At 34.8% G+C, this 14602-nt stretch carries 22 protein-coding genes; 8 read left to right on the top strand and 14 right to left on the bottom strand.

Annotation, left to right across the window (positions count from 1 at the left end; translation table 11 throughout):
• Positions 1-38 precede the first annotated feature (38 nt).
• Positions 39-875 (top strand): NAD(+)/NADH kinase, encoded by an 837-nt coding sequence (locus ACQY2P_RS00685; protein ID WP_428326512.1) that lies wholly within the window; start codon positions 39-41, stop codon positions 873-875.
• Complete coding sequence (locus ACQY2P_RS00680; protein WP_428326511.1) at positions 865-1344, top strand: NOB1 family endonuclease; 480 nt, start codon at positions 865-867, stop codon at positions 1342-1344. Before ACQY2P_RS00685 ends, ACQY2P_RS00680 begins: the two co-directional genes overlap by 11 nt.
• Before the next feature lie 2 nt (positions 1345-1346).
• Here the strand turns inward: ACQY2P_RS00680 and ACQY2P_RS00675 are convergent, their stop codons facing one another.
• The 10 genes from ACQY2P_RS00675 to ACQY2P_RS00630 all read right to left on the bottom strand — a co-directional run bounded on the left by ACQY2P_RS00675 (position 1347) and on the right by ACQY2P_RS00630 (position 7230).
• Positions 1347-2033, bottom strand: a complete 687-nt coding sequence (locus ACQY2P_RS00675) for an ERCC4 domain-containing protein (protein ID WP_428326510.1) — start codon at positions 2031-2033, stop codon at positions 1347-1349.
• Between the two features lie 51 nt (positions 2034-2084).
• Positions 2085-2474, bottom strand: coding sequence for a prefoldin subunit beta (locus ACQY2P_RS00670; RefSeq protein ID WP_428326509.1), 390 nt, complete (start codon positions 2472-2474; stop codon positions 2085-2087).
• A 71-nt stretch (positions 2475-2545) separates the two neighbouring features.
• Complete coding sequence (locus tag ACQY2P_RS00665; RefSeq protein WP_428326508.1) at positions 2546-3298, bottom strand: sensor histidine kinase; 753 nt, start codon at positions 3296-3298, stop codon at positions 2546-2548.
• A 111-nt stretch (positions 3299-3409) separates the two neighbouring features.
• Positions 3410-3655: a KEOPS complex subunit Pcc1 gene (locus tag ACQY2P_RS00660; protein ID WP_428326507.1), complete on the bottom strand. Its 246-nt coding sequence runs from the start codon at positions 3653-3655 to the stop codon at positions 3410-3412.
• The gene (locus ACQY2P_RS00655) at positions 3639-3851 is read right to left on the bottom strand and encodes a 50S ribosomal protein L37 (RefSeq protein ID WP_012214817.1); all 213 of its coding nucleotides are present in this window, start codon (positions 3849-3851) and stop codon (positions 3639-3641) included. Before ACQY2P_RS00655 ends, ACQY2P_RS00660 begins: the two co-directional genes overlap by 17 nt.
• A 1-nt stretch (position 3852) precedes the next feature.
• Positions 3853-4671: an exosome complex protein Rrp42 gene (gene rrp42, locus ACQY2P_RS00650; protein ID WP_428326506.1), complete on the bottom strand. Its 819-nt coding sequence runs from the start codon at positions 4669-4671 to the stop codon at positions 3853-3855.
• 2 nt (positions 4672-4673) lie between these two features.
• On the bottom strand, positions 4674-5408 hold the full coding sequence (rrp41, locus tag ACQY2P_RS00645; RefSeq protein ID WP_428326505.1) for an exosome complex exonuclease Rrp41: 735 nt from the start codon (positions 5406-5408) through the stop codon (positions 4674-4676).
• Positions 5408-6088: an exosome complex RNA-binding protein Rrp4 gene (rrp4, locus tag ACQY2P_RS00640; RefSeq protein ID WP_428326504.1), complete on the bottom strand. Its 681-nt coding sequence runs from the start codon at positions 6086-6088 to the stop codon at positions 5408-5410. Before rrp4 ends, rrp41 begins: the two co-directional genes overlap by 1 nt.
• Entirely contained in the window at positions 6088-6774 is a 687-nt protein-coding gene (locus ACQY2P_RS00635) for a ribosome assembly factor SBDS (protein WP_428326503.1), read from the bottom strand. The genes rrp4 and ACQY2P_RS00635 overlap by 1 nt, the downstream gene beginning before the upstream one ends.
• Before the next feature lie 102 nt (positions 6775-6876).
• Positions 6877-7230 carry a DUF6659 family protein gene (locus ACQY2P_RS00630; protein ID WP_428326502.1) on the bottom strand — a complete coding sequence of 118 codons (354 nt, stop codon included), beginning with the start codon at positions 7228-7230 and terminating at the stop codon, positions 6877-6879.
• An 89-nt stretch (positions 7231-7319) separates the two neighbouring features.
• Here ACQY2P_RS00630 and ACQY2P_RS00625 point away from each other — a divergent pair, with 89 nt between their 5' ends.
• Genes ACQY2P_RS00625 through ACQY2P_RS00605 form a run of 5 tightly spaced genes read left to right on the top strand, consistent with a single transcriptional unit; the run spans position 7320 to position 10002 of the window.
• Positions 7320-7985 carry a DNA-directed RNA polymerase subunit D gene (locus tag ACQY2P_RS00625; protein ID WP_428326501.1) on the top strand — a complete coding sequence of 222 codons (666 nt, stop codon included), beginning with the start codon at positions 7320-7322 and terminating at the stop codon, positions 7983-7985.
• A gap of 43 nt (positions 7986-8028) precedes the next feature.
• Positions 8029-8376, top strand: a complete 348-nt coding sequence (locus ACQY2P_RS00620; protein WP_428326500.1) for a 50S ribosomal protein L18e — start codon at positions 8029-8031, stop codon at positions 8374-8376.
• Positions 8369-8833 carry a 50S ribosomal protein L13 gene (rplM, locus tag ACQY2P_RS00615; RefSeq protein ID WP_048069251.1) on the top strand — a complete coding sequence of 155 codons (465 nt, stop codon included), beginning with the start codon at positions 8369-8371 and terminating at the stop codon, positions 8831-8833. Before ACQY2P_RS00620 ends, rplM begins: the two co-directional genes overlap by 8 nt.
• A complete protein-coding gene (gene rpsI, locus ACQY2P_RS00610) occupies positions 8830-9279 on the top strand; it encodes a 30S ribosomal protein S9 (protein ID WP_012214808.1) in 450 nt (149 codons plus the stop codon). The genes rplM and rpsI overlap by 4 nt, the downstream gene beginning before the upstream one ends.
• A 3-nt stretch (positions 9280-9282) precedes the next feature.
• A complete protein-coding gene (locus tag ACQY2P_RS00605; protein WP_428326499.1) occupies positions 9283-10002 on the top strand; it encodes a nucleotidyltransferase family protein in 720 nt (239 codons plus the stop codon).
• Here the strand turns inward: ACQY2P_RS00605 and leuD (ACQY2P_RS00600) are convergent.
• Genes leuD (ACQY2P_RS00600) through ACQY2P_RS00585 form a run of 4 tightly spaced genes read right to left on the bottom strand, consistent with a single transcriptional unit; the run spans position 9980 to position 13740 of the window.
• A complete protein-coding gene (gene leuD, locus ACQY2P_RS00600) occupies positions 9980-10564 on the bottom strand; it encodes a 3-isopropylmalate dehydratase small subunit (RefSeq protein WP_428326498.1) in 585 nt (194 codons plus the stop codon). The two genes, ACQY2P_RS00605 and leuD (ACQY2P_RS00600), sit on opposite strands and share 23 nt — an antisense overlap.
• A 1-nt stretch (position 10565) precedes the next feature.
• Positions 10566-11981, bottom strand: coding sequence for a 3-isopropylmalate dehydratase large subunit (leuC, locus tag ACQY2P_RS00595; RefSeq protein ID WP_428326497.1), 1416 nt, complete (start codon positions 11979-11981; stop codon positions 10566-10568).
• An 8-nt stretch (positions 11982-11989) separates the two neighbouring features.
• Entirely contained in the window at positions 11990-12472 is a 483-nt protein-coding gene (gene leuD, locus ACQY2P_RS00590; RefSeq protein ID WP_428326496.1) for a 3-isopropylmalate dehydratase small subunit, read from the bottom strand.
• A complete protein-coding gene (locus tag ACQY2P_RS00585) occupies positions 12469-13740 on the bottom strand; it encodes a 3-isopropylmalate dehydratase large subunit (RefSeq protein WP_428326495.1) in 1272 nt (423 codons plus the stop codon). Before ACQY2P_RS00585 ends, leuD (ACQY2P_RS00590) begins: the two co-directional genes overlap by 4 nt.
• A gap of 73 nt (positions 13741-13813) precedes the next feature.
• Between ACQY2P_RS00585 and ACQY2P_RS00580 the strand changes: the two genes are divergently transcribed.
• The gene (locus tag ACQY2P_RS00580) at positions 13814-14593 is read left to right on the top strand and encodes a coenzyme F420-0:L-glutamate ligase (protein WP_428326494.1); all 780 of its coding nucleotides are present in this window, start codon (positions 13814-13816) and stop codon (positions 14591-14593) included.
• Positions 14594-14602 lie beyond the last annotated feature (9 nt).

Here is a 14602-nt window from a genome sequence, read left to right as displayed (position 1 = left end):
ACTTAATTGTTTTTCCAAAAAATATCATTTTTAAGTAAATGTTATTTCTAGAAAACTGGTTGAAATTACAAAACGTTGCAGTAGTAAGTAAAGTAGGAAACAAGGAATCAGAAAAAGCTGCAATCAATGTTGCAAAAAAATTATTGATAAAAAAATCCAAAGTATACACAATATCACCAATTCAAGTTGAAGGTGCAAAGCAAATTGAAACTCTAGAGGAGTTAAAAAAAGTAAAACTAGATCTTGTTGTTACTTTAGGAGGAGACGGAACAACACTTCGAGTTTTTAGGAATTTAGATAATGAAACACCAATTTTGACAATAAATGTAGGTGGAAATAGAGGAATTTTGGCTGAAATTACAATTGAAGAAATAGATGATGCATTAAATCAAATTCAAAAAGACAAATTTTTCTTAGACAAGAGAACTAGAGTTGTTGCATCATGTGGAGGAAAGGAATTTCCACCAGCATTAAATGAGATTTTCATTAACAGAGCAAACTTGACAAAAACTGCAGAAATTGAAATCAAGTTCCAAAATGATACAGTAAAACAAAAAATGGACGGAGTGATTGTTGCAACACCAAGTGGTTCTACTGGACATTCATTTTCATTGGGAGGACCAATTTTGCATGAAAGTTTAGATGTGTTGATAATTACTCCAGTTGCACCAGTGTATAGACTAGAGTCAATTGTTGTACCAGATGAAAAGATAGAGATAATCAGTTCACATGATTGCAATATTGTAATGGATGCACAAGTAGTAAAAACTGCAGGATTTGAAGAATCAATAACAATTAAGAAATACAAAAAACCTGCCGTGTTTGTCAGATTAAAAAAACGCGGTTTAAGACAAATGAGTAAACTTGGATTTTAGAATTTTAGATGCAAGTGCATTTTATGCAGGTGTTCCATTTAGATCATCTAGTGATTGTTATACAACATCACTAGTCTATGATGAAATCAAACACATAAAGAAAAATCATGATGCATTAGGAACATTACTTGAAACAAACAGACTAAAAATTAGAGAGCCTGATACAGATTCAACAAAAGCTGCCACTAATGCTGCAAAGAACACTGGAGATTATCCACAATTGTCAAAACAAGACTTGTCAGTTATTGCATTAGGTATTGAGTTGGAAGGAGAGATAATCAGTGATGATTTTGCCATATCTAATGTTGCAATGAATTTAGGCTTGAAAATTTCACCAATAATGACTCAGGGGATTAAAGATGTGGGAAAATGGGTTCATTATTGCCCAGGATGTAGAACAAATCATGAATCAGGAAAAGAGTGTCCTATTTGTGCCACACCTCTAAAAAGAAAACTACTCAAAGAATAATTTCAAGAATCATGTAATGTTTTTTGATTTGACTTTTTTAGATGCTTACTTTTTGTGTCAAGAACTTTTTTAATTTTTTTAGCTCTTGCTTCACCTAATCCTTCAACTTTTGCAAGTTCTGAAGTTGTTGCAGTAAATACTTTCAGAGGTGTACCAAATTTTTCAAGCATTCTTACTGCAAATTTTTCACCAACGCCAGGCAAACTGCAAAGAGACGATAGTTGTTGTCTCTCCAAATCAGATGATTTTTTTATTTTTTTCAAAAATGGTCCTTTGGATGCATCTTTTCGTGAACACATCGATACCAAAAGTTTTGCAGTATGTGTTGCACTTGGAGTAGGGATTACTGGGATTTTAAAATCAAGAACAACAGTAGAGATTGCACCATAAAATATCAAAGGGTTGTCAGTAATCTCTTCAATTTCATCTACGTTTCCTTCCATTAGAACAATTGGATGTTCAAAATGTTCTTTGAGTCTAGTGCATTGATCAAATAATCTACCATCAAAAACAGATGCCATCAAATCACGAATACTTTTTCTTTCAACTATTGTTTCAGGGGCTACAATGTAATCTCCAATTGGAAGAGTTTTCATCTCAAGATTAAGGCCAACTGATTTTAGTAGATCAGGGATTCCACTTTTTCTCTCTCTTTCATCTACAATAATTCTCAGGTTTTCTAATTTCACAAATATCTTTGAAAAGAATTGTTAATATCTTATATGAAAATGGTTCTAGAATTATTTTCTAGGATTATCTTCTGCAGGTTTTGGTGCCTCAGAACCGCTCTTCATCATTTCTGTAATTTTTGATTCTTGTTCTTTGAGAGTTTCTTTGACACGTGTTTCTTGTTTTTCTAGTACTGTTGTGCGGGTTTTTGCCATCTCTTGTTTTTCTTCTAACTCATCAACTAGTTCTTTTTTAGTTGATTTTAGCAAAACGGTTCCTGCTTGTTTGTAGACTGCATCAGCATCATCAACCTTCTTTAGTTCTTCAAGGGCTTTCTCAGTCTCAGCCTTCTCCATCTCAAGATGTTGTTTTTGAGTCATGATAGACTGGAGGTTTTGCTGAGATTGTTGTAATTTCATCAATTGTTCTTGAAGCCATGGAGGCATTTGTCCTGCTGACATGATTTATCACAATTTTTGTTTCATTATATCTTTAACTAAAATCAAAATACTCTCACGCACAGTATTTTCAATTAATTGTTTGGAAGAGTTATGGTAAATGTAGTAGGATTATTTTTTGCATGAATTGTTCCATTATGATTTTTTACAATATTTTTACAGCTTGCCAGTCCGAGTCCAGTTCCGGATTTCTTGTAGGTTACCAGGGGTTCAAAGATTTGTTCTAGTTTATCTTCAGGAATACCGTCACCAGAATCAATAATCTCTATTTTTGTTTCATCTGAACAAGTATTGACATGAATCTTAATTGAACCATTGTTTTGGATGGAATCTATAGCATTTGAAATTAAATTGGTGAAAAGTACTTCAAACTGAGTACGATCACATTTTATTTGAAAGGATTTTTCGAGTAAAGTTACTTTGATTGAATCAGGTATTTTTAACCGACCAATACATTCTTCTAAAATAGATTTTAAATCCCACGATTTCAACTCAGGTTCTTTTAACTTTACAAAAGTCATAACATCATTAAGTTGTTGAGACATTTGATCTATTCCTTGTTCAATTATTTCTAATTTTTCAACAGTGTTTTTCTCAGTTGCTTTTGATTTTAGCATTTGAGTACTCATATTGATGTAAGAAAGAGGATTTTTTAGATCGTGTGACAATCGAGATGAAAGTTCACCTATTGTTGCAAGTTTTTCTAATTTCAGATTTTTCTTAAATTCATTTTTAAAAATTTTTGAAATTAAAAGAATCAATCCCACATGAACTATGACATTTACTGCAACCAATATTACTTGTAAAATAATTAATGCATTATCCAAAATAATAACACTAAGAAAACTTCCCACGATTAGGGTAATTTGACATAAAACGATAATAGTAATTTTTGATTTTGAATTCAAGAATATCATCAAAAACGCTAAAAATAGTATTTATGCTTTAGTTGATTCTATAGTCTCATCACTAGCTTGGATTAATCTCAAAGTAGAGTTGAGATTTGCTCTCAAATGAGGAAGATGATCAGTTTCAACTGAGATTAAGATATTCTTATCTAGTTTGATTTTGGTTTTTACTGGATTTTCAGGATAAAATTCGTTGTCAGTATTTACAGAATCAAAAATTGCTTTTGTTTTATCTTCTGCATCTACGGTAATTTTTGCACTAAACTTTAACGTCATATGCGGTTCCAGCTATTTTGAAGCTGCATTTTTTACAAGACCAAATTCCTACTGCATCTCTACCAAATGTTTTAGAACCACATTCAGGACATGCTCTTTTCTCTTTTAATTGAAGATGAATTTTCGTATACTGTTTTCTAATTTTAATTCCGTATCTTGCACCAAGACCTTTAAGTGATTTCTTGCCCTTTGCCATTTTATTGACCTGCCTGTTGAGCTGCTTTTAATTTTTCTCTTATTTTTGCGCCTACTCTGACTGAGATTTCTCCGCATTGAACAATTTCATCTAATGTGAATCCGTCATTGCCTCCTTTTTGTAAGGCACAGATATTTCCATCTGAATCACTAGTAATTGTAATTCTTGCATCCATGCTTGCCCACTCATCACCATTAGGATCAACAATAATGTGTTTGCCGATTTTTGCCATAGTTACAGAAACTGGAATAGTAGTAATTGGGACATCAACGTCTTCACCTTCAACTAGTGTAGGAGCCTCATCAACCCAATTCCATTTTGGGCTTTTAGATGAAAGTAATGCAGCAGTTGCAGCATAAGAACATGCATCAAAGAGATTACCATCATAATCAACAACAACATTATCTGCAAAAACACCAATTACAGATTTGTCTTTTTCAATAACTAATTGAGAAACATCAATCATATGACTTTCTCTAATTCCTCTATCTACAACTCTAGCTAATTCAATTACTTCAGGTCCTGGAGGTCCTGTTTCAACTGTAGGATGCGATAGGGGTAATAATTCAGCAGTACAAATGAAGAGACCTTTGTCACCAGTATCAGGGAAAGGTCTGTCGGGTTGGATTTTAACTCCACAAACAACTTCAGTGTCTCCTAATCGAACTCTTGCAGAACCATTTGCTTTTGGAATTGCATTGGTTTCAATTGAAACTTCTCTTACTTCATCAAGTGCACGTCCATCTACTCTTTTTCCTTGTTCTAACAAGTCAAGAATTTGATTTCTCTTTAGTTCATCAATAACAGTATGTGAAGCCATGTCTAGTCTCCTTTAGTTCCAAAGTATTTGTCGTTAAGTGCTTTCTTTTGTAATTCATAAACTAGTTTGCAGCCATCTACTCCAACTTGAACACATTTTTTGTATTCTTCAGGAGTAAGTACACCATCTAATTGTAATAATGTAATTTTTTCAAGATTTGGCATGTATCCAATTGGCATGTCTGCTTGACCTGCTTGATCTTCTTCATTGTTAACATCAAGAATTACAGTATCTGCAACTTTTCCTGCTGCAATTGCGGCAACCATATCTCTCATTGGAATACCTGCATCAGCTAGTGCAACAGATGCTGCAGTAAGTGCTGCACATCTAGTTCCGCCGTCTGCTTGTAAAACTTCGATAAATACATCAACTGCAGTTCTTGGGAATTTTTCCAACATAACTGCAGGTTCTAATGCTTCTTTGATTACTTTAGAAATTTCAATTTCTCTTCTGGAAGGAGCTGGATTCTTTCTTTCACCAACAGAAAATGGTTCCATGTGATATCTAACTCTTAAAATTCCAGTATCAGTGTTAGACATGTGTTTAGGATGAACATCTCTTGGACCAAAAACTCCAACTAGGATTTTGTTATCACCAAATTCAATGTAAGATGAACCATCTGCATTTTTGAGTCCACCAGCTTTGATCATAATTCTACGTGGCTCGTCTACGGTACGTCCATCACAACGTTTTCCGTTTTCGTCCATAAGGACCATTGTTGCTTCTCTTCCACCCATTATGATTCACCTTTTTTATCTAACATTTCTTTCACTTGATCAGTCAAATTTGCAACGTGTGCTTGCTCATTAACCATTTGAATTGCTTTTTTAGCCTTTAATAATCCCTCTGGGGATTCACATGAAACTACAACCCATCCATTTTGACCAATAGTAATTGCAGCATCAGTAGCCTCTTCAATCATTTGGATCATACTACCTTTCTTTCCAATCAGGCGTGGAACTTTGCTTGGAGATATTTCCATCAAAACTCCAGAATCAATCTTTCCCAAGTCTCTATCAGAAATTGAAACTAGTGGATCTCTTGTTCTATCAAAGTTTGCAATTCTTGCAGCAACCAGATCTCCTGTTTTCAGTTTGGTTGCAAGTTCATCAGCATGAGCAGAAAAGTCACGTCCAAAGACATCTTGTGCTGGCAAAAATCCAACATAACATGAATTGATATCTAATTCCCAAGACAAGGATGTGTGAGAATTGACTTTACCAATTACAAGGTCATTGATTTTTGGAATATATTTTCCAGTTAATGGAATTACACGAACAGAGTCATCATAAATTTCAGAAATACCAATAGTTGTTGAGACTATTTTGTTTCCATCAAGTACCACATTTTGTTCAGGTCTAAAAGGTCCTGTGGTTACAACATCTCCAGGAATAACGTATTTTCTCTTATCTGCCATTATTGAATTACCTCAACTGAAGCAGAACCTTTGGTTATAGAACCTAATCTGTCTATCACGTTTGGCCTTGCTGCAGCGGGTATTTCAAGTATTGCTTTTAGAGAACCATTATTTTGCCATTCTTCTTTTTTTAGAGAACCTACTGATTTTAGAACAGCGTATGATTGTGAAGCGTATTGTGCAGGGATGATAATCTCTAATTGCAAGTTCTCAGACTTTAGAGCAATTATTGAACGGAGTTTATCTACGATGTCTTTTACTTGTTCATCTACACTTTTTTGCGGATCAACTGAAACTCTTCCATCTTTCATTGCTTGCTCAACTCTCAAAGGTGGATGAGGCAAGTGAGTTTTAGGATCGACGTATGTCTTTGCAATATATGCGACAATCTGTTTTTTCTTATCTTCAATCATTTTTCGTCTTTGATCAGTTGTAAGATTAAGATCACCTTTTTGCATAATTATTTGTGCAATCTCAGTTTGATCTTCAGTTTTGAAAGCTTTGAGTAGTTTTTCAGTTGAAGGTTTTGTACCCTTTCCTGAATCAGTGTAGATTTCATCTGAAACCAGAATTGCAGAAATATCTTTTTTCTTTCCAAGCTTGTACTCTAATGCTGGATCAGGTTTTACCAATATCTCAAATTTTTCTCCTTCAAAAGAGAATCTTGCAACTGTTACATCGGCCATTTCTAATGAATCTATTATAATTTGGTATTTATCTCTACATACCATAAAGGATGTAAAAATTATTTCAAGTGCGATACTATAACAAATTAAAAGAGAATTTGTCTAATTGTGAACTAATTCAAGTGTCTTTTTGATAATACTAGTATGATCAGCATCAATTTCAGTTGTAATCATTAAGAGGTGTTTCTCATCAATTGGAAATGTGATTCGTTTGATTTTGTCATATTCAGCTAGGGCATATTTTGCGGGACCAATTTTATGTTCAATGTTTTTCCTAGTCTGCCATCTTTGTGATGCATAGTAGTGCATCATCTGAAGTTCTTCATCACTTAGAATAGGAGTAATTTCTGATCTAAAACCACCGGCAATCTTGACACCAGTATTATTTTGAATTGCAGCATATCTAATTGAAGAATCTAGATTCAAAATGTCGAGATACAGTTTTTCAAAATCCACGTGTCTTTTAGAAAAAATACAGACTTAAGCATATCTTCAAGAATTCAAAAAAAGAAGCAATCTACACTCAAAACTAGCTAGATTTTTATGTGGACTTTGAAGATTTTCATCAAGATTTGTCATCCTTAGAAGTAATTAGCAAAGATAATCAAAAAATAGCTTTAAAGCTAAAAGGCGTACCATTACAATATGCAAATGCCCTTAGACGTGTTTGCCTCAATGGCGTCCCAGTCTTTGCAATTGATACAGTTGACATTATTGAAAATTCATCAGTATTACCAGATGAGGGTTTGGCACATAGATTAGGCCTCATACCACTCAAAACAGACTTGAGTAGATTCAATGAGCCATCAAAATGTGACTGTCAAAGTGAAACAGGATGTTCAAACTGCAAAGTAATGTTAGTTTTAGATTCTGGAGATTCAGATGTTACAAGAACAGTTCTATCAAACGAACTATCTTCTGAAGACGATTCAATCGCTCCAATATCAGACAAAATTCCAATTGTAGAACTTGCACCAGGTCAAAAAATCAAAATAGAATGCTATGCAAGACTTGGACGCGGTACAGAACATGCAAAATGGAATTCTGCAAACATTTCAATGCTAACTGAAACAGACAAGGATGATGAGAAAATTCTTACTGTAGAATCAACTGGCGCACTTAATCCTGAGCAGATCATTTTGTCAGGTGTAGAAGAAGTAGGTCACAGAATAGCCGAATTCAAAGATACAATAGACCAAATCAGCGAATAGAAAGCATATACGTTATATTTGGGTTTTAAACCGCATTATTCACATGACTAATCAAGTAGTTATACGCATGGCAAAGGATCTAAAGTCAGCATCAGCTAAAAACGATGCTCCAATTTGGGCAAAACTAGCTGAATATGCACTAAAACCATCTATTGCCAGAAGAGATATCAACTTGAATAAAATCGCCAAACTAACTAAAGAAAATGACACGGTTGTATTTCCAGGTAAAGTTCTTGGAACAGGTAACGTACCTCATAAAATCACATTATGTTCATTTTCAATTTCAAATTCTGCTGCATCCAAAATCCTCGAAAACGGCGGAAAATTAATCAGTTATTCAGAACTAATTGAGCAAAATCCAACTGGAAAAGGAGTAGTATTACTTGGCTAGTCAAGAGACAGTTGTTAGAACTGACAGACCAATTGTTGTAGATGCAACAGATCACATTGCAGGAAGATTATCATCAAATGTTGCTAAATTACTAAAACAAGGGCACAGAGTTTCACTTGTAAACTGTGAGAAAATCATGTACAGTGGAACTAGATCAAATTTAATTAAAGAATACAGGGCATTTTTAGAAATCAACAGTATCATTAATCCAAAACATGGACCTGTGCACTACAGAAGGCCTGATACAATCATTACAAAAATGATTCGTGGAATGTTACCATATGAGAAAAAACCATCAGGAGTTTCAGCACACAAAAGACTAAGAGCATACATTGGCTCTCCAAAAGAATTAAAATCACTTGAGAAAATTCAATTTGAAAAAGCAAAAATTAAAAAATCTGCATCAAATTATACCACAATGGGAGAATTGTGCAGAGTGATAGGGTGGACTGAATGACAACACCAAAAACTGAAATCTATTTTGCAACTAGAAAGACATCTAGTGCACATGTTTACATTACTAAAGGACAAGGTAAAGTTAGAATTAACAACGTGCCAGTTGAAATGATTCCACAAGAGACTGCTCGCGAAGTAATTTTAGCACCACTAGAAATCACAGGTGATTTGAGAGATAAAATAGATATCTCCGTTAGAGTAAGAGGAGGCGGTTTCATGGGACAAGCTAGTGCTGTTGCAACTGCAATCTCCAGAGCACTAACAGGATGGACTAAATCAAAGAAAGATCCAAAAGATCATCCATTCCCAAAATCAACTAGAGAAGACCTTAGAAAAAGAATCACAGATTATGACAAATATCTAATCAGCGGTGATGCCAGAAGAAAAGAGCCAAAGAAGTTTGGGGGACCTGGCGCAAGAAGAAGAAAACAAAAATCATACCGTTAGACTGTGAAGGCAATAATTTTAGCAGGTGGCAAAGGTACACGAGGCAAGCCATATACAGAATTCTTCCCAAAAGCAATGACTCCGATTAATGGGAAGCCAATGATTGATTATGTGATAAAATATCTTCAGAAATTCAATTTCATAAAAGAGATCATCATAATTTCTGATTTTGATGGTCTTGGGGGCCAAATCAAAAACTATTACGGAAATCAAAAAAATATTTCCTTTGTTCAAGATTCACAAAGTGGAACTGGGGGCGACTTGCTACATGTTGAGAAAAAACTCAAAGGAGAATCTGAATTTGTGTTATGGTTTGTAGATAATTTGTGTGCAGTAGATCTCAAAAAGATGAAAGAGGTATTTACAAAAAAGAGTAGTTCTGCATGTATTGCAACCAGAACAAAAAGAAAAGAAGAGACAGGATTTGCAATAGTAGAAGATGGAATCATCAAAGAATTCAAAGAAAAACCAGTAATGAAATTACAATTATCTGAATGTTTTGGAATCTATATGCTTGGAAAAGACATCATTCAAAAGATCAAGACAAAGAAAAAACAAAAAGAGATCAATCTCTCTTTTGATATCTTGCAACAACTATCAAAAGAAGGAAGGATTAGTGCTTTTGATGTAGGGGATAAAGAATGGATTGATGCTGAATCACCTTCATATTTAGAAAGAAATGAGAAGACAGTAAAAAAAATCATAAAACAGATGGGACTGTAGACTGTTTTTCAAATTCAGAAATTTTATCTTCAAATTGATATGTTTGTGCAATATCATCTAGTCCCTCTAAGAGAATTTTCTTTTTATGAGAATCAATTTCAAATGGTATCTCTTCAGAAGAAGTTTTGATTAATTGATTTTTTAAATCAACTTCGATTGGGTCTGATTCTTGTTGTAGTTTTTCTACAATGTTTTGCTTCAATGAGATTGGTAAGATTCCATTTTTGAAGCAGTTACTAAAGAAGATATCAGCAAATGAAGGGGCAATAATTACTGAAAATCCATAGTCTTGGAGTGCCCATACTGCATGTTCCCTGCTTGAACCACATCCAAAATTATCCCCTGCAACAAGAATTTTGGAATTATCATATTTTGAATCATTTAGTACAAAATCAGATTTTGGGTTTTCATTTTCATCGTACCTCCAGTTAAAGAATAGGAATTTTCCAAATCCAGATTTTTGAACCAGTTTCAGAAATTGTTTTGGTACAATTTGATCAGTATCGACATTAACTTTGTCAAGTGGAGTTACAATGCTTGTTGTTTTTTTGAATGGTTCCATATTAATTCAAATCCATCTTCCTTACATCAACAAAATGTCCATTAATTGCAGCAGCTGCTGCCATTACAGGACTAACTAAATGAGTTCGTCCACCAGTACCTTGTCGTCCCTCAAAGTTTCTATTTGATGTACTTGCACATCTTTCACCAGGAGATAAGATATCAGGGTTCATTCCAAGACACATACTGCATCCAGCTTCTCTCCATTCAAAATTAGCATCAGTGAAAATTTTATCAAGACCCATCTCTTCGGCTTGTTTCTTTACCATTTGAGAACCAGGAACTACCATTGCACGAACATCCGGAGATACTTTTTGTCCTTGAATAATTTTAGATGCTTCGATTAAATCTTCTAATCTTGCATTAGTACAAGAACCAATGAATACTCTGTCAATTTTTATATCTTCAATTGGCGTGCCAGGTTTAAGATCCATGTAATCAAGTGCTTTTTCTGCACCTTTCTTTTGATTGGAATCTCCATTTGAAAATTCATCAGGTGTAGGAACTGTTTCAGTTACATCGCATGTCATTCCAGGATTTGTACCCCAACTGACTTGAGGTGCAATATCATCAATATCCAATATGAATTGTTTTTCAAATGTAGCATCATCATCAGACTTTAGGTTTTCTCTCCAATAATCTACAAGAGATTCATAATTTTTTGGAGTGTATTGCCTGCCTCTAAGATACTCATAGGTTTTTTCATCAGGGGCAATCAATCCAGCACGAGCACCTGCCTCAATTGACATATTACATATTGTCATTCTCTGCTCCATAGAGAGATCCTCAATTCCCTCACCACGGTATTCTATAACGGTTCCAGTGCCACCACCAGTTCCAATATTTTTGATGATAGATAGTACAATATCTTTGGCAGTTACTGCATGAGGATTTTTTCTTTTTCCCTCCACTCTAATTTCAAAGGGTTTTGGCTTTTCTAGCCACAAGGTTTGAGATGCCAAAACATGTTCTACTTCACTTGTTCCAATTCCAAATGCAAGGGCACCAAATGCACCATGGGTGGATGTATGACTGTCACCACAAACAATAGTAGAGCCAGGCAAAGTAATTCCCAATTGCGGACCAATAACATGAACTATGCCCTGGTTGGGGCTGTTAATGTCAAATAGTTTGATTCCAAAATCTTGGCAATTTTTTTCTAATGTTTGAATTTGAACAGATGATGTTTGGTCTAAAATTGGAAGGCCTCTATCAGTAGTAGGAACATTATGATCCATTGTAGCAATGGTAAGATCAGGTCTTCGAACCTTTCTGTTATTCATTCTAAGACCATCAAAGGCTTGAGGAGAAGTCACTTCGTGGACTAAATGTCTATCAATGTAAATCAAAGAAGGGCCAGATTCTTTTCCAACCACAATATGAGCATCCCAAATTTTTTCAAAAAGTGTTTTTCCCATTTTGAATCCTATGGTTTGTAATTGAAAAGTCCACCAGCTTCAATTATTTTCCCAATAATCTCAGAGAAGGGTTTCATTTTGTATGTTTGATTTTTTGTCAAGTTTTTGATTTCGTTTTTGCTAATGTCAATATCAATCTCATCTCCTTCAGATATTCCATTGTATGCATCATCTTCAATTTCAATTGGTAACAAAAATGCACCATCAACAGAGTTTCTGTAAAATATCCTTGCAAAAGATAATGCCAATACAGCCTTGACTCCAGAATGAGACAACGCAATTGGGGCGTGTTCACGTGATGAACCACATCCAAAATTCTTTCCAGATAAAATAAAATCACCTTCTTTTACTTTGGAGTGAAAATCAGGATCTAGTCCTTCCATAGCATGAGTTGCAAGTTCAGCATAATCATGTACCTTGAGATATTGTCCAGGAATAATTACATCAGTATCGATGTTGTCTCTTTCATATTTTATGACATTTCCTTTCATTGTAAATCCCTCGGATCAGTGATTTTTCCAGTTACTGCAGAAGCTGCTGCAACCATTGGGGATGAAAGATATGTTTCAGATTCAACATGACCCATTCTTCCAGGGAAGTTTCTATTTGTAGTACTGATACAGATTTCATTTTTGGCCAATACACCCATGTGAGCACCACAACATGCACCACATGTTGGAGGACCTACAGTTACACCTGCATCTAGGAAAATAGTAAGCAATCCATTCTCCATTGCACGCTTGTAAATTGAGATAGATGCTGGAAGAATTTCTGTTCTAATCTTTACAGTCTTTCCTTTGAGAATTTTTGCTGCAGCCTCTAGGTCTTCATATTTTGCACCAGTACAAGAGCCAATGTATGACTTGTCTAATTCTACGGATGGTGCTTCTCTTACTACTGCAACATTTTCAGGTGAAAATGGTTTTGCAACAAGAGGTTCCATCTCAGATGCTTCATACTCGTAGACATTTGCATACTGTGCATCATCATCACCTTTGAACACTTGAGCATTTGTTGCACCTCTACTTGAAAGATAATCCACAACTTTTTGATCAGCTTCAACAATTCCATTCTTTGCGCCAGCTTCAGTGGTCATATTACACAAAGTCAATCTACTTTCAACTGACATCTCATCAATTCCAGAACCACCAAACTGCATTGTTCTATAATTTCCGCCATCTGTTCCAATGTCACCAATAATTTTCAAGATCAAGTCTTTTGCCATTACATGATCTGGGAGTTTTCCATTTAGTTTGAAGTAATCAGTCTCTGGAACCTTAAACCAGATTTGTCCGTTAAGCAAAACATATGCAATATCAGTATGACCTAATCCACATGCAAATGCACCAAGTGCACCTGTAGTGTTTGTGTGAGAATCACCACCAACATAGACATCGCCAGGCATTACCATTGCCTCTTCATGAGATAAGGTGTGGCAAATTCCATACTGACCCATTCCATACTTGAAATGTTTTTCAATTCCATAATTTTTTGTGAAATTTGATAATTTTACAATATTTTCAGCAGATACTTTTTCAGCAGAAGGAACAAAGTGATCTTCTGCGACCCATACCTTTGAAGGATCCCAGAGTTTGCTAACATCAACACCCTTGTTCTTTAATTTGTCAAATACTTTGAGAACTCCAGGTCCAGAAACATCATGAACCATTACTTTATCGACCTTTGCAAATATTACATCACCAGGAGCAACTTGAGATTTTCCTGATGCGCGTGCAAGAATCTTCTCTACAATGTTCATAATCAAAAACCACTCTTTTAGAGATTAAAAGCTTTTCAGAACAATAAAAAAGAAAAAGAACACTCACAGTATTGTGCAGTTAACCGTTTTACCACTTTTAGCAGACAGAATGAATGGGGAATTTGATGTTTTTGAGGTCTTTTTGAAGACATTGGGAAAAAACAAGACAAAACTAGAAGATGGGGATGTTTTAGTAATTTCAACAAAATACATCTCAAACTCTCAAGGAAGAATTGTAGATCTTGAGAATATTCAAATTTCAGATGAAGGACTAGATGTCTCAAAAAAATATCAACTAAAACCAGAGATTGCTGAAGTTGTAATTAGAGAATCAGATAAAATTTTTGGAGGGATTGGAGGATTTGTTATTACATCATCAGATAACATCATGGCACCTAATGCAGGAATTGACAAATCTAATGCAAAAAAAGGCAAAGTGATTCTTTATCCAGAAAACCCATATTTGGTAGCAGAGCAACTTCGAAGAAAGATATTTTTGAAAATGTCAATTCATGTTGGGGTTATTTTAGCAGATAGTAGATTAATGCCTGCAAGAATTGGAACATCTGGTGTTGCAATTGCTTGTGCAGGTATTGAACCAGTATTAGATATGAGGTCAAAAAAAGATCTTGATGGCAATCCACTCAAAGTAACATTTCAGGCAGTTGTAGATAATTTGGCAACAATTGCAAATCACAAAATGGGCGAAGGTGCAGAATCAAAACCATTTGCAATAGTTAGAAACTCTGGCGCATCTCTTACGGATAGAAAAATAGATTCTTCAGAGATGGCAATAGATCCAGATCAATGCGTGTATGTTAGAGGTCTATCAAATCCACCAAAAAACCAGTAATGTTGTTGT

Source organism: Candidatus Nitrosopumilus sp., assembly GCF_965262695.1.
In the GTDB taxonomy this organism is placed as follows: Archaea; Thermoproteota; Nitrososphaeria; order Nitrososphaerales; family Nitrosopumilaceae; genus Nitrosopumilus.
Note: the sequence above shows the minus strand (reverse complement) of the source record. Positions and strands in the feature narration are given on the sequence as shown.

Coding starts and splice junctions, on each gene's coding strand:
- ACQY2P_RS00685 (WP_428326512.1), top strand. CDS start 39: ATGTTATTTCTAGAAAACTGGTTGAAATTACAAAACGTTGCAGTAGTA.
- ACQY2P_RS00670 (WP_428326509.1), bottom strand. CDS start 2,474: ATGTCAGCAGGACAAATGCCTCCATGGCTTCAAGAACAATTGATGAAA.
- ACQY2P_RS00660 (WP_428326507.1), bottom strand. CDS start 3,655: ATGACGTTAAAGTTTAGTGCAAAAATTACCGTAGATGCAGAAGATAAA.
- ACQY2P_RS00655 (WP_012214817.1), bottom strand. CDS start 3,851: ATGGCAAAGGGCAAGAAATCACTTAAAGGTCTTGGTGCAAGATACGGA.
- rrp42 (WP_428326506.1), bottom strand. CDS start 4,671: ATGGCTTCACATACTGTTATTGATGAACTAAAGAGAAATCAAATTCTT.
- rrp41 (WP_428326505.1), bottom strand. CDS start 5,408: ATGGGTGGAAGAGAAGCAACAATGGTCCTTATGGACGAAAACGGAAAA.
- rrp4 (WP_428326504.1), bottom strand. CDS start 6,088: ATGGCAGATAAGAGAAAATACGTTATTCCTGGAGATGTTGTAACCACA.
- ACQY2P_RS00635 (WP_428326503.1), bottom strand. CDS start 6,774: ATGGCCGATGTAACAGTTGCAAGATTCTCTTTTGAAGGAGAAAAATTT.
- ACQY2P_RS00620 (WP_428326500.1), top strand. CDS start 8,029: ATGACTAATCAAGTAGTTATACGCATGGCAAAGGATCTAAAGTCAGCA.
- rpsI (WP_012214808.1), top strand. CDS start 8,830: ATGACAACACCAAAAACTGAAATCTATTTTGCAACTAGAAAGACATCT.
- leuD (WP_428326498.1), bottom strand. CDS start 10,564: ATGGAACCATTCAAAAAAACAACAAGCATTGTAACTCCACTTGACAAA.
- leuC (WP_428326497.1), bottom strand. CDS start 11,981: ATGGGAAAAACACTTTTTGAAAAAATTTGGGATGCTCATATTGTGGTT.
- leuD (WP_428326496.1), bottom strand. CDS start 12,472: ATGAAAGGAAATGTCATAAAATATGAAAGAGACAACATCGATACTGAT.
- ACQY2P_RS00585 (WP_428326495.1), bottom strand. CDS start 13,740: ATGAACATTGTAGAGAAGATTCTTGCACGCGCATCAGGAAAATCTCAA.